This window comes from Curvibacter sp. AEP1-3 (assembly GCF_002163715.1).
Classification (GTDB): domain Bacteria; phylum Pseudomonadota; class Gammaproteobacteria; order Burkholderiales; family Burkholderiaceae_C; genus Allorhodoferax.
In genome coordinates this window covers 661,811-675,503 of the sequence record NZ_CP015698.1, presented here as the reverse complement: position 1 = coordinate 675,503, position 13,693 = coordinate 661,811, and the positions used below count along the sequence as shown (strand labels likewise).

The following is a 13,693-nucleotide window of genomic DNA, read 5'->3' as shown; positions in this document are numbered from 1 at the left end:
AAGTACTTTGGATATGACTGTCACTTTTCACCAGTTCAATTGTATCGAAGACTACTTTGCTGACGCCGACTCTAGGGCGATGGAGTTGCAGGCGAACTTGGTCAGAGATCAAAATATTGCGCTGAAAATCACCGTAGTTTTTATTCTTCTGTTGGCTATATCTGCCTACTTGCTTCGGACCGTCTCGCTGCAGTCTCTTTGCCCAGTTGCGGTTTTTTTGATGATTCAGTATTTGGATCGACTTAGGAAAAGCAAGACTACCTTTCGCTTTGTTTCCAGCAGGCTGACGGCTGAAACCTTGCGCGTAATTGGCGCTGCTCGAAGCAAGCCACTTTTGCTCGACCTTATTGTTTCAACTCGAGGACTGAGCACGCATCTCGTTGCTGAGGAATCTGCTGTCGCTTGTGGAGCATCAAAAGCGCTGCTGAGTACGCAGTCAAGTAGAGTCGCGAAAAAACTAGGTCCTAGTGCTGATTTTTGGAGTGACTGGGTAGATGAGCAGACCAAGTACTACCTCAAGGCGGGGACAAGGGAGATTGTGCGCAGCAAAAAAGGTATATCGATTTTTAACCTCGCGTTCACCCTGGTAGCTTTGATTGGGATTGGCTCAAGCATTTGGAGTGTTTTTGATGTATCCGCAGTTCGTTCAGATGCATTTCGTGCGCTGATGGCGTTTGCGACGTTGATCGGAAGCTGCGGGTTGGCGTACATCAACTTTGTCAAAGACCGTAAGGCATTCGATCAGTCTTTTGATTACGACCACATGTACAAAGTTTTATCAGGCAGCATCAACCCGCGAGTTGTTGCGCAAGAAGGGGCGGTGTTTGAGCGCATGGTTGTTACTGAAACTTTAAACGAGCACTTGCGTTGGGCTCTGCGTATGGCTGGGCACTTTAAGACAGTGCCGGAATGACATGCATAACATGTGAAATGCGCGGACTCATTTTTTTGAAATTTGAATATGACCCAAACACCGGCAACGAATTCCGGCTATGACAAGTTGTCACTTCGGAAAGTCACTTACCGATCACGCCCCGTTGAAGTAAGTGTTGAGATCTCAGACCGAGCTCAAACTATTACTACCCTTGAAGGGCCTGTCCAGTGTAAAGCTGGAGATGCGATAGTTACTGGAGTGATAGGTGAGCGCTACCCTGTGCCAGCTGGCAAATTCCAACAAAAATTCGCCCCCTTGCTAGAGACCAAACCGAATGCTAGCGGGAAGTACACCAAATGCATCAAAGTAGTGCAGGCTGCTCAACTTCATGAGTCGATGAGTGTGCCACTTGATGGCGACCAAGGGGTACTTGATGGCAATCCAGGTGATTGGTGTGTTTGGTATTCCGATACTGACGTTGCAATTGTCGCGGGCAACATTTTTTCGAACTTGTACGAGACCGATTCAGTCACGGTCTACATTGAGTTAAGCAAGGACTTGACACAAGAGGAAAAGAACTCTGCGTTAGGGGTGATTCATTCTTTAGATGTTGCTTTGGAAAACACTACTATCGTCTATTGCGAGGAGTTTCAACATTCTACTGCTGAGCATCCAATTTGGTTCCGTTTGGTCAATAGTATCTCTGGTGATACAAATATTGTTCCTTCTGTGCTTGAAATTTCTATTGAATCATTTACTTTCAATGGGTCTGGCAGTTCGATGATAAATCTCCTCAAAAAAGCAACTGGATCTGAAGGGGTTTGGGGTTTTACTCTTCGTAAGCTGTCGAGCCTTCTAAACCTAAGTGAGATTGGGGGCAAAGAGGATACCGGTGAAAGAATTGTGTCATGGCATTTAGCAGCGACGGAAAAATTCAATGCAAACTTGAAAGCGAATTGGAATGGAAAGTTTCCTCACTTTGTCGCAAAGAGGGAGGAGTCAATTGAGCCATCGGGTTTGAAGAAGGCGTGGCGTTTCGGTGCAATTTCCGACAAACTCGCAGGCGAAAGTCAAGATAAATGGCAGCGATTGGTATTGGCGACGACGAAAGAGCTTGCACTGGAGCCGCTTTGGAAGCGCCTCCAAAGTACCCCTCAAACCTTGATAGGTCTGAGTCTCTTTGCCGCGATCATGTTGGCGGCCTTCTCTGAATTTGGCAGTGCCTGCGATCTCACTGATCCTTTGGGATTCGAGTTTTGTGCCAACAATGCCTGGGAACATTGGGCCGGACCAACATTCTTTTTTGCTTATTTAATTGCGTTGGGTTTAGCGTGGATTCGCTATGCAATGGCCAAAACTAAACAGTGGGAGATTCAACATCAAGATTACCGCTTACTGGCTGAATGCATCCGCGTGCTGCATGTTCGCACTCTTCTTGGGCAACCGACTTGTCCGGCATGCGACTTGCCACTTGCTGAGCATACGGATTCAGGATGGGTCAGGTTAGCACTTCAATCCATTTACCATGATGCATGCAAGGCGGGCCTGCAAATCGATCAAGATACCTCAAAAAAGGCATCGCATGCTTTAGGGAGCTTTATCAAAGATCAGATCGAATACCACGAAGATACGCTTATTGATAGACGCGAAAAGGCCGTAAGGCGACTAACGATTTGTTCTCGTTTTTGTTTTCGATTTTTCGTCTTTGTTTTACTCGCAATCACTGCAGATGTCGTGAGTGAAGTCCTGCTTCGCAAGTCGATACTTAGTCCAATGATGGAGCATGTTGCGTTGGTTTGCCTTGTACTTGGGCTTGGCGGCTGGGGCGGTGTTCGCAAGGTGTTGGAAACATTTGCGCTGGAACAAGAAATACAGCGCGGAAATTTGGTGCTCAGCTACCTTGCAACTGCTGAAAAAATCGGAACGAGTGCTGCAATTCTTGAATCAGCCGATTATTTTCTTCAAGATCAAGCACATTGGCATGCGTTGCATCGCAGCAAGCCTATTGAAGCAGCGACTGGTGGTTAACTTTCCCCCAAAGCAGGCTGAGCTGTATGTGGCTTGCGACTAAATAGTGCTTTGCCGGCGACAAGCGCTAGCAAACCAGCTTTTCCAATGTGGAAGCTGCATTGACTATTGGCGTGCTTCATTTACATTTGCGCCCCCCATCAATTGAAGGGGAGCGTCATGTAAAGTGAAACTACGTCATTCGAGAGGGTTCGGCAATACCGCGCAGCGCAATGGATCGCTCACCATCGATACCAAACACTTTCTCGTAGGCGGGCAAGCAAGACGCCGCCCATCTGCGTGTTTCCTCGAAGCGCTTGGACTCCATAAGCAAGCCCAGTCCGGTGCGGCAAACCTTGAGCAACAGCTCTTGCATTTCTGGGGAGTAGCTGGCTCCGGCTTGGCAAGGGTGGTGCGTGATGGTTAGCATCAAGTTGATCGTTTCTTGAAGAGCGTTGTCGATTTGAAAATACTTTGCTCTAAAGCCAGCTAGACGTTGTAGTACAGCCAATTGGCGTGCATCGATTTCAGCCTCGAGGGCAATGTTGAAGGTGTCGCCCAATAGCGCTGGTATGCGCCCCTGCCAAGCTAGCCCGGCGCCATCCATGAGTTCGACCACTTCAATAAATCCTTCGCATGCCTCGCTATAGCGTTGCACAGAACGCAGCGCCCCAGCAAATTGCATCTTTGCTTCAATCAGTTGAGCCAGAAACTCTTGGGCGGGCGCATTCGCTAGCCGCTCAATTACATCCTGAAACGTAGCGATCGCTCGATCTGGTTGGTCAATCAAATAGTAGGCTTGCGCCAGGGGCCACCAATTGATGGCACCTAGGTAACCTACACCAAACGTCTCGTCACTGTTGGAGGCGCCCAGTTCAAATTCGGCAATGAATCGCTGGGCTACGCTCACGGACCCTTTCAGCTTTTCGGTAAGGTCGATTAGGCGATCGGCCTTTTCTTTGGCAGTGTGGCCGGTGACTTGGACGTCACTTTTAATCCGGTGCCGCAATACCAACTGCTGTCGCTTTAACTCGAAAAACTCGGTCAGGACCTCCAAAGGTTGAAAGATCTCGCTTATTACTGACGCTTCCTCGCCCAAGAGGGCTGGTCGATTTATTTCGCTTCCCAAACCGCCTTCGCCTAGGTAGTTGAGCAGCCGGTCAACCTGCACCGTCATCATATTTTGGGCGAGCTGTGGGATATTTATCTGATCTAAAGTGGGACCCGCAACATGGGTCTTGACCGACTCTTCAACCGTGCTGCGGTGAGCCTTAATACTTTGCAGAAGTTCTGTACGCGGCTCATATCCTCGCTGTTGCAGTGCTGTCCAGTAGATTGCGAGATCCTGCACCAAGTTTCCAATGATTACGTCCTTACCTGGATGGATGTTGTAGCTGTCCATCATGCTGCGAATGACGCCTGGCTGTACCAGGAAATTCCTCAGCTCTTCATATTGGCCCGACTGCATTAACTGCCAGGGAATTTCGTGAAAAGGCCGCATGCGCAGGGGAGCGTAATCACCCACGGTGATTTGGTTACGCTGATTTTCAAAATAGTTAACCAAGCGCATCCGTATGGATAGGCCAAATTCGCCAGTCAGCGTTTGCTTTACAACAACCTGCTGAAATTCGCGGTGCCGAAAGCGCACCACAGGGCGCGTCTGTGCATCAGTTAAGGCCAAGAATGGTTTTAGTTCAGCATACAGTCGGGACCAGATGATGTCGGGCAATCGGCCGATGTCCGGTGCGAAGGGATTGCTGTTGGCATATTCTCTGAGCACCGCTGGATCTTGCGAAAGGATGTCCAGCAGTTCGACCTCCGCAATGCCGGATCGGCTTGCGCCGATAAGTGCCAAGGTAGTTCGCAGAAAGACTTGTCCATGCAATGAGTCGTGTGTCAGCCAGTGAAAGTAGCTGACGACCATGGAGTTGATGTCTTCAGCAAGACGAGGGACCGCATCCGAATGCTTCCAACGACGCGCCTGTTGCGCGGCCATTCGCAGGTATAGTGGCGAGCTGCCTGAGAGACTGAATGCCCGCAAAACCTCTTCTCTTTGGTCGCCGGTTAGGGACCTGGGCCTTGAACCATCGGCTAACCAAGCGTCCAGCATGGCTATACCGTCTTCTAAAGTCAACGTGCTAATGAAGTGTTTGCGCATGTGCGCAGTGTCAGGCGCATTTGCCAGCGGACTCGACTGGGCGCAGCTAAAGAGTACCGCTGAGCCTTGCGGCAGGTGCTTCGGAATGCAGGACAGTAGCCACCGCGCATCTTGGCCAGGCAGATGGTCTAAGCCATCGAGGATCCAAGTGCATGGGTTCTCGGACAGTAGCTTTTCGAGAGCCGCTTGTATGCGCGAGGGTAAGTTTGGTACAGACTGTCCCGGATTAATCTGAGCAAACAGGTCCATAATCAGAGCCTTTGCCGTGGAAGCACTCGGCGTGGAGTTGATGTAGCGAACGACTGTGCGTACCGCACTGACATTCGAGTAGTCGGCTACTGCACGCGCAATCAGCGTGGTCACGCCGCCCCCTGCAGCACCTAGCACCAGTGTTGGGGTTTGCTGCAGGCTAGGGGTCTGAAGCACTCCCAGCAGAGCTGCGCGATCCACCAATCGCCCGGCAAAGATACGGCAAGCCTCTGCGCCAAACGCTGCGTGAAGCTGTTGCTCCAACTGAGCCGCAGAGCGGTCTACCAGGCTGTCGATCTTCAGCTGAATTTGCTGCGTAAGCGTGGCCAATACTTGCTGGATAAACGATGGCAGGCTGTTATGGGATATCTCTGGATTTAGTCCAACTGCCGCGCCAACGTCTGGCCGACCCAGCCAATGCTCCGAATAAACCAACAATCGCGATGGCTCTAGAAGCGTGCCCAGATGCTGTTTCAACTTTGAAACACGTTCTTTGTGCAGCGGGTTAATTCGGCCTTCTTGAACGTCGAGATAAGGATCGACGGTGGCATCCATGGGTAAACCGGCAATGGTTCGGTTCACTACCAATGCACTGTCGTAAAGAGATGCAGAGTCTGCAGGGTCTAGTAGTGCCACCTGAAACTCCATCGCTGTTGCTGATAACGCGAGAAATGCCTTCTCCTCTGATGTGAAAGGGAGTCGGTCTAAGTGAGCCTCCATTAACTCACGTAACCGTACCTCGTTGTGGGCGCTGTCCGTTGTGCCCCCCAATTGCAGGCTTCGGGTGTGCGGCAATGCATTGAGGTCCAAGCTGGAAGTGGGGTAGCAGCCTTCTAGGAACGTCCGGTCTTCTTCGTTTTGCAATGATTGTTGAAGTGCTTCAAACAAGGCCACTCTTATGCAGCTGGGTGCTGGTTGCCATCCCCAACGGTCGCCCAACATGCCCAGAAAGTTGGGTTTGGGCGACTCTTGAAGACATCGCCTCACCTCTTCCAGACAAACATCCATAGTTAAATGGCGTCTGACATGTTCTGCGCTGACGCCCCAGCGCAGGTCTATGGCTTGAAACGTAATCCCATGTGACTCGCACAATGCCCTGAGCTTTGGAAAGACAGAAGTCTGCAGAGCTGCACGTTCTGCCTGAAAGTCACTGAAAGTTGATGAAACAAATAGGCGTATGGTTTGTTGGAGCATTTGCGTTGGAAGTTTGCAAGTGAATGTGTGACAGTCTGTTAGTGTAGATGCGCAATTGAGTTCGTAATTGCCTACTGGTAGCACACTTGAATTGTTTGTTATCGCCGTAGAGTAGACAGTGTCGGTTTGGTAGTTCGAACAATAAATGACAGCGATCCATCGGATTCGCGCATTCAAGAATTAGGTTCAAATTGGGTAGAAACGAGTGGTTAACTAAATCACCAGTGCGAAATAGAGCACTCGTTAACTTGTTCTCTACATTTCGGATCTTTGACTCAGTCTAGAAGGCGAAGAACTTGAAGTCCTACAAAAGCTAGGGACTGCGACTGGCCCAAAACCGACGAAAAACAGTGCAATCAAATCGCATTTTGGGGTTAGGTGTGGATCAGAACAATGGCTAGGTTTCAACTGGAAATGCTGTCAACGTTTGGATAGGAATTGATGGCTGGGTTCAGTGGAATACACCGGTGTTGCATGTAACCCGTTGAGTCATTGCTGACGCTTCTTTAAAGCGGCGGAGGAGGCATCCAATTTCTAGCCGACTATCTCACTGCCGATACGACACAAGTACTAGTGAACGACCTCTGGGATGTACTTTCCTTCTCAACTCCTCGACAGACAAAACACTCTAGAGCAGTACCTAATAAATTCTTCTACTGCTGACGTCGCAGGTGAGGTCAAGCTTGGTGCATTGGATTCATTTTTCCAAGAATCGCACTGTCAATCAAAGAATGACTTTCATGTTCTGGCAATTCATAGTGCCACCACTCTTGAGGTATGTGCTTAAAGCCAGCCTGGACCATGATATTGAGCAGAAGCAAGCGATTGGCCTGCGCTACCTCTGAAACTTGATCCGAGAAGTGGTGCGACAGCGAGGTCATGTGATCAAAGTCTGTTCCCATGTCCAACTCGACGCCATTTGCGTCAACTAAAGTCAGATCAATGGCAGTGCCTCTCGTGTGATTAGATCCAATTTTCGGGTCTGCCACATAGAGCTTATCTACAGCCGTTTCCCACAACTCAACCTGAGCTTCATGCGGACGAAAGGCATCAAAGATTTTCAGCTTACACCCCGATTTCGCAGCCAAACGAACGGCTTGTCGAAGACATACCTCGGCATCGTGATGCAGTAAACAAATAGGGCGTTGATAGATAGGTCTACCGGAAATATTGTTGGAAGTGGCGTAAACCAAGTCCAGCACTACATCATGTGTTTCGGGATTGACGGCAATAAGTTTTTGCATTTTTATTGGTGACAGTGTTTCTGCAAATTAAGTTGCAAGTGTGTTTAAAAGGGATCTGTCTAGGGCAAGGCTTCTTCATAAAGATCGAATGAAATCCGTTTGCCTTATTTCTGAGGACAACTAGCATTAGGATGACTACGATGGCCTTTTCAGCCTTACCCTCTCAACGACAGTTCACCTTGTTCCGAATGCACTCGGTGACACTTCACGTATGTATCGATCGGTGATGTGTTCTTTTCGGTTGCCAAAGGAATCAGACATTTCGGCAGGGTTTCGTTCTTTGTTGTCCCTTCAACAACTCCGCGTGTCATGCGCTTTTGAGGCCGCTTGCAAGATGACAACGTGCATAACGAGTGTCGAAGACTTGCTGGGTTAACAGCTGCGGCTTTTCGCAACCAGCAGATGCAAACGGGCAGCGCTCAAGGAAAAAGCATCCTCTGGGTAGTCGACGGTTACTCGGCAGTTCTGTCTCGCCGATCGCCATACCCTCATCCAGGGGGCGTCCGATCTCGGGGACTGAATCGAGCAGCAATCGGGTGTAAGGGTGTGACGGCTTTGAGAGAACCGTTGCGGCATCACCGATTTCCACGATCTGTCCCAGATACATGACAGCGATTCGGTTGCACATGTGCCGAATCACAGAAATGTTGTGCGAGATGAGAATGTAAGTGAGCCCCTTGCTGGAACGAAGCTCCGCCAATAAGTTGAGGATCTGTGCCTGTACTGAGATATCAAGAGCCGAAGTTGGTTCATCAAGAACGATTACATCTGGTTTTGAAGAAAGAGCACGTGCAATAGCTATGCGTTGACGCTGGCCTCCGGAGAACTCGTGCGGGTAGCGATCCAGTTGCTCACGTCTAAGTCCGACTTGCTCCGCTAGTTCTGCAGCCATTTCCCGCAATTCGCCACTTGTCTTCTTTTCCTTCAGGAAGACGGGTTCTGTAATGACGCGCCAGACAGGAAGTCTCGGATCCAACGATGATTGAGGATCTTGAAACACGATCTGCAGCTTATGGGAAGTGTCAGCGGACCATTGCAAACTTCCCTCAGTTGGCTTTGTCAGTCCAGTAAGCACATTGGCCAACGTTGACTTTCCGCAGCCGGACTCCCCAACAATCCCCAACACATCTCCCTTAGAAACTGTCAGATCAATACCATTGAGCGCGTGTACCGTTGCTGTAGGCCTTCCGATAAAGTCGGCTCCAATTTTGAAACGGACATGCACGTCATTGAGTGCCAGAGTTGGAGTCTTCGTCATAGTTCTTCCTTCGCATACCAACAGGCGGATTTATGCTCTAAATCTACCGATTGAAGTGGGGGCTTATCCTTGCATTTGTCTGTTGCGGCTGAGCATCGTGGTGCAAAGCTGCATCCGATAAGGGGTTGCGACAAATTAGGTACGGTGCCTGGAATTGAGTGAAGCAGCTCACCGGGCTGAACTCCCTCGGGCAATGCTCGTAAGAGGGCACGCGTATAGGGGTGCATCGGAGTTTTCAAGACCGCTGCCGTCGTTCCTTCTTCGACCACGCTGCCGGCATACATGACATACACCCGGTCGCAGAACTGCGAGACCAAAGCTAAGTCGTGGCTGATAAAGAGAATCGATGTTCCCAAATCACTCGCTTTTGCGCGCATGAGCTGGAGCACCTGCCGTTGTACAGTGACATCAAGTGCGGTGGTCGGTTCATCCGCAATAATGATTTTTGGATCACAGCTAAATGCCAGAGCAATCAAAATGCGCTGCCGCATACCGCCCGAAAGCTCAAATGGATAGCGTTGAAGCACCTGTTCGGGATCCGCAATTCTCATGTCACCCAGGAGCTTGATCGCCAATGCGCGTGCATCTTGTTTGCTGCAGTCGCGATGCAAACGGATAACCTCCAGCATCTGGCGCTCAATCCTTTGTGTCGGATTCAGGGCTGTCAGAGGCTCTTGGAAGATCATGGAGACATCTCGACCACGCACGCTGAGCATGTCTTTTTCTCGTGCACTGACCACATCGCGGTCTAACAAAGTGACCGTACCGCCAGTGACATTAAATCGTCCCTCAGGCAAAAGTCGCATCGCCATCATGGCCGTAACCGACTTGGCGGATCCGGACTCGCCAACGATGCCCACGACCTCTCCTCGGGCGACCCGCACGGTGACACCGTTTACCGCGCGTACCGCACCTTGATAGATGGGGAACTCAATCGACAGATTCTGAATGTCGAGAACATTTGGTGAATTTGTGTCCGGCATATCAACGGCCCTTCTGCTTCGGATCTAGTAGGTCACGCACACCGTCACCCAACAGATTGAAACCGGTTGCAGTGAACAAAATTGCAAATCCTGGGAAAGCTGAGTACCACCATTGATCCAAAATGTAGTTACGTCCGGTAGAAACCATCGCACCCCACTCAGCAGTAGGTTGTTGTGCGCCCAATCCAATAAAGGAAAGTGCAGAGGCCATCAGGATGGCTCCCCCTAGGTCCAGAGTCGCTTGAACGATCAGTGGCGGCATTGCATTGCGCGCTACGTGCCAGCGCAAGATTTGCCAGTTGGACGCTCCGAAAATCTTCGCTGCCTTGACATAGGGCATTTCGCGAATAGTCAAGGTTTGCCCTCGAGCAAGACGCACGTAAAAAGGAATCCGAACCAATGCCATCGCGAACATTGCATTGACAAGACTCGGGCCTAGCGCTGCCGCTAGTGCCATCGTGATGACCAGAGAGGGGACAGACAGAACGACATCCATGATTCGCATCAAGATTGTGTCAACCCGGCCGCCTACGATGCCGGAAATGCATCCTAAGAGCGTGCCACTCACTCCGGCGATGGTCACGACAAAAATCCCAACGCCAACAGAAAGCTGTCCGCCGTAAACCACTCTGCTAAAGAGGTCGCGGCCTACTTCATCAGTTCCAAACCAGTTGTTCCACGAGGGCGCCAGTAGCCTTGCCTTCAAATTGATAGCATTTGGATCGTGGGTGGCAATGAGCGGTGCGAAGATCAATATCAAAAGCACCGATGTGATCATCACTAGTCCAAGCAACATCATTGGGCTGCTGCGCAAGCGATAGAGGAAGAATGCCCAGTCAAAGCTATTTGATTGAGTGACTGGACTTGTGGAATTGGCAGTAGTTGTGCTCATCTCAGTTCACTTCTTGAATACGTGGATCAATCAACATGTAAATCAAGTCGACAAATAGATTCACCAGGACGTACGCAAAGGACACCACCACCGCAAAGCCCATGACAGCCGGAAAGTCCAGGGATTGAATGGAATTCACCACGTAGGCCCCCATTCCTGGCCAGGCAAAGACTGTTTCGGTGAGGACGGCCCCGTATAACAAGTCTCCTAATGCAAGACCCAAAACGGTCACTGAAGGGATCAAGGCATTTGGCAGTGCGTGGCGTACGATGACTTGCCATTTGGCGATGCCGTTTGCGCGTGCTGTTCTAACGTAGTCCTGCTGCAACTCTTCCAACATGGCTGATCGAATCTGCCGCGCAACCACTCCCAAGTGAACAAAACTCAAAGTGAATGCCGGAAGAATGAGATGCTTGAAGGAGCTCGCAAACGCTGGCCAATCACCGGCGATGGCGCTATCAATGAGATAGAGGCCCGTGACCCTCGCAGGTGGCGTAAGCTCTGTACCGATACGACCACCACTTGGCAGCCATCCAAGATCTCCGTAAAACGTCATGATGAGCAGCAAGCCCAGCCAGAATGCCGGGGTCGAAATCCCGGTCACAGCCATAGTTCGGACCACATGGTCTATCGGCCTGTCTCTGTACACCGCCGAAAGAACGCCCAAAGGGGCACCAACTAAAACGGCCAGGAGTAGCGCGATCAACGCCAGTTCTAAAGTAGCTGGAAAAAAAATCTTTAAATCCTCTGCAACTGGACGGTTTGTCCTTAAAGACGTTCCTAAGTCCCCATGAATAGTTGCATTCAGGTACTTCCAGTATTGCTCAGGTAATGGCCGATCAAGCCCCATCTGAATTCGTATGTTCTGAACTACCTCTTCACTTGCCCGTTCGCCCGCTACCAATCGTGCAGGGTCACCTGGAATCAGGTGGGATATGGAAAAGGTGATTAGTGAAACGCCTAGCACCACCGCTAGTAGAAAGAGCAGACGTTTGCGTATGACATTGATGAAGAGCATGACGGTTTACCTCAGTCAAGAAATTCGACGCGATAGATGAGACAGTACCCAACCCAAATGCATTTGATTTGGGTTTGGTCCTGTGCTATCGGTTAGCGTGACTTAGACATGCCGCCGAAGTTATAGATTTGCTCAAGCATCGGGTTGAAGACATACCCATTGACGCTGTCGCGCAGTGCGATCAGGCTGTTCTTTTGGTAGAGCAACACGTAAGGAGCGTCTTGCACCACGATGTCCTGCGCCTGTTTGTAGAGCTTAATACGTTGGGCTTGTGACGTTTCCGAAGCAGCTGTGCGAATCAAGCTATCCACCTTGGCGTTGGTGTAGAAGGCGCGGTTACCTGCCATCCCTTGTTTCTTTGAGTCGAACCAGAAGTTCATGAACATGTATGGGTCGGCGAAGTCAGGGCTCCAGTTGCCAACAGCGATCTCAAAGTCACCTTTGCCTAGGCGGTCACGGAACACTGCTTGGGCGATCTTTTCAAGCTTTACCTCGATACCCAAAGGCGCCAAGTTCGCTTGCAACGTCAGTCCGATGGGTTCCCAGCGAGGATCCCGGTCCGAGTACAGGAAGCTTAGTTTTGTGGGTTTGTTACCAGCTTTGGCCAACTCAGCTTTAGCTTTAGGCAAATCCAACTTGTATTGGAATACGGTTGGGTCAGCTCCCCACATTCCTACAGGGATTGGGCCCCGCAGCTGTTTAGCTTTGCCATCCAAGATTCCATCGATGATTCCTGAGTAGTCGACAGCCCAAGAAATGGCGCGGCGAACCTCTGGCTTATCCAAGCCTGGCTTATTGTTGTTTAGATAAAGAATGGTAGTGCTGAGACTGGGGAACTCCTCAATCTTGAGTCCTGGCTTTGCCTTCATTGCGCTCAACTGATCGTTGGGCAGGTCTTCGGCAATATCCAGATCGCCGTTTTCCAGCTGAAGGCGTCGCGCAGAGGCTTCGCCAATGATCTTGATACGAACTTTAGAAAACGCGACTTTCGGTCCCGCATAGTGAGGGTTGGGTTCCAACACGAGTGCCTGACCTTTTTCCCAGTTTGCGAGGCGGTAAGGCCCAGAGCCCGCTGTGTTTACAGCGAGCCAACCTTTGGCAGCATCACCGTCGCGAACTTTCGCTTCAATTTTTGGATTAACGATGCCAGCACCATTGTTTGCCAGTGTGTACAAAAATGGTGTGTATGCAGTAGCCAGTTGGAAACGGACACTCATGGGACCGGTAACTGTTACGGCGGTGTTAGCTGGGAAGGCTTCCGATGGGCCTTGCTTCAAGCCAAACAGGCGGTCAAAAGAAAACTTAACTGCGGCAGCATCCACCGGTGTACCGTCATCGAACTTGTTTCCTGCTTTGAGCTTGAAGTCCCAAGTCAGACCATCTTTTGAAACCTTCCAGCTCTCAGCCAACTCAGGTTCAACTTCAGTGCTTCCTTTGCCACCGATAGATTTGTAACGCACCAGGCGCTGATAAGCGTGGTAGGAGGCTGTCCAATCATTGTTATCCATGGTTACGCCGGGATCCATAGTTTGTGGATCAGCGGCCTTACCGATAACCAACGTATCTTTGGAGCTTTGCGCCCAGACGGGAGTTGCACTTAGGGCAAGTGCGGCAAGCAGTGTTGCCAACGCTACGGATGGGCGAGAGGGAGCATGCTTGCGCAATGCTACAGATCGGTGCTCAATTGTCATTTATCACTCCTGTTACAAAAAAAGACCTCGTCAGACCATCTTCTGAGGCCGCCTACCAAAAAAAGAAGACAAAAAAATCCCCCGCAGCCAGTTGGGCCACAAATCTTTCATTCGGGGGGAGAGGA

The 13,693-nt window shown here is 50.4% G+C and carries 9 protein-coding genes; 2 read left to right on the top strand and 7 right to left on the bottom strand.

What is annotated here, in order from left to right; genetic code table 11:
* Positions 1-13: 13 nt before the first annotated feature.
* Together AEP_RS03240 and AEP_RS03235 are read left to right on the top strand one after the other, a co-directional pair.
* Entirely contained in the window at positions 14-913 is a 900-nt protein-coding gene (locus AEP_RS03240) for a hypothetical protein (RefSeq protein ID WP_087494063.1), read from the top strand.
* Between the two features lie 48 nt (positions 914-961).
* Positions 962-2,902 (top strand): PGDYG domain-containing protein, encoded by a 1,941-nt coding sequence (locus tag AEP_RS03235; protein WP_087494062.1) that lies wholly within the window; start codon positions 962-964, stop codon positions 2,900-2,902.
* 172 nt (positions 2,903-3,074) lie between these two features.
* On the opposite strand, the gene AEP_RS03230 is transcribed toward AEP_RS03235, so the two are convergent.
* The 7 genes from AEP_RS03230 to AEP_RS03200 form a co-directional block, all read right to left on the bottom strand.
* The gene (locus AEP_RS03230) at positions 3,075-6,482 is read right to left on the bottom strand and encodes a DUF4062 domain-containing protein (RefSeq protein ID WP_087494061.1); all 3,408 of its coding nucleotides are present in this window, start codon (positions 6,480-6,482) and stop codon (positions 3,075-3,077) included.
* A 677-nt stretch (positions 6,483-7,159) separates the two neighbouring features.
* Positions 7,160-7,726, bottom strand: coding sequence for a D-alanyl-D-alanine dipeptidase (ddpX, locus tag AEP_RS03225; RefSeq protein ID WP_087494060.1), 567 nt, complete (start codon positions 7,724-7,726; stop codon positions 7,160-7,162).
* A 307-nt stretch (positions 7,727-8,033) separates the two neighbouring features.
* On the bottom strand, positions 8,034-8,984 hold the full coding sequence (locus tag AEP_RS03220) for an oligopeptide/dipeptide ABC transporter ATP-binding protein (protein ID WP_087494059.1): 951 nt from the start codon (positions 8,982-8,984) through the stop codon (positions 8,034-8,036).
* A complete protein-coding gene (locus tag AEP_RS03215; RefSeq protein WP_087494058.1) occupies positions 8,981-9,967 on the bottom strand; it encodes an ABC transporter ATP-binding protein in 987 nt (328 codons plus the stop codon). The genes AEP_RS03220 and AEP_RS03215 overlap by 4 nt, the downstream gene beginning before the upstream one ends.
* Before the next feature lies 1 nt (position 9,968).
* Positions 9,969-10,859: a D,D-dipeptide ABC transporter permease gene (gene ddpC / locus AEP_RS03210; RefSeq protein WP_087494057.1), complete on the bottom strand. Its 891-nt coding sequence runs from the start codon at positions 10,857-10,859 to the stop codon at positions 9,969-9,971.
* Position 10,860: 1 nt separating this feature from the next.
* Complete coding sequence (locus AEP_RS03205) at positions 10,861-11,877, bottom strand: ABC transporter permease (RefSeq protein ID WP_087494056.1); 1,017 nt, start codon at positions 11,875-11,877, stop codon at positions 10,861-10,863.
* A 92-nt stretch (positions 11,878-11,969) separates the two neighbouring features.
* Positions 11,970-13,568 carry an ABC transporter substrate-binding protein gene (locus AEP_RS03200; RefSeq protein WP_087494055.1) on the bottom strand — a complete coding sequence of 533 codons (1,599 nt, stop codon included), beginning with the start codon at positions 13,566-13,568 and terminating at the stop codon, positions 11,970-11,972.
* Between the last annotated feature and the right edge of the window lie 125 nt (positions 13,569-13,693).

What these genes read in the sequence shown, in the direction of transcription:
- AEP_RS03240 (WP_087494063.1), top strand. Translation starts at nt 14, where the DNA reads ATGACTGTCACTTTTCACCAGTTCAATTGTATCGAAGACTACTTTGCT.
- AEP_RS03235 (WP_087494062.1), top strand. Translation starts at nt 962, where the DNA reads ATGACCCAAACACCGGCAACGAATTCCGGCTATGACAAGTTGTCACTT.
- AEP_RS03230 (WP_087494061.1), bottom strand. Translation starts at nt 6,482, where the DNA reads ATGCTCCAACAAACCATACGCCTATTTGTTTCATCAACTTTCAGTGAC.
- ddpX (WP_087494060.1), bottom strand. Translation starts at nt 7,726, where the DNA reads ATGCAAAAACTTATTGCCGTCAATCCCGAAACACATGATGTAGTGCTG.
- AEP_RS03220 (WP_087494059.1), bottom strand. Translation starts at nt 8,984, where the DNA reads ATGACGAAGACTCCAACTCTGGCACTCAATGACGTGCATGTCCGTTTC.
- AEP_RS03215 (WP_087494058.1), bottom strand. Translation starts at nt 9,967, where the DNA reads ATGCCGGACACAAATTCACCAAATGTTCTCGACATTCAGAATCTGTCG.
- ddpC (WP_087494057.1), bottom strand. Translation starts at nt 10,859, where the DNA reads ATGAGCACAACTACTGCCAATTCCACAAGTCCAGTCACTCAATCAAAT.
- AEP_RS03205 (WP_087494056.1), bottom strand. Translation starts at nt 11,877, where the DNA reads ATGCTCTTCATCAATGTCATACGCAAACGTCTGCTCTTTCTACTAGCG.
- AEP_RS03200 (WP_087494055.1), bottom strand. Translation starts at nt 13,568, where the DNA reads ATGACAATTGAGCACCGATCTGTAGCATTGCGCAAGCATGCTCCCTCT.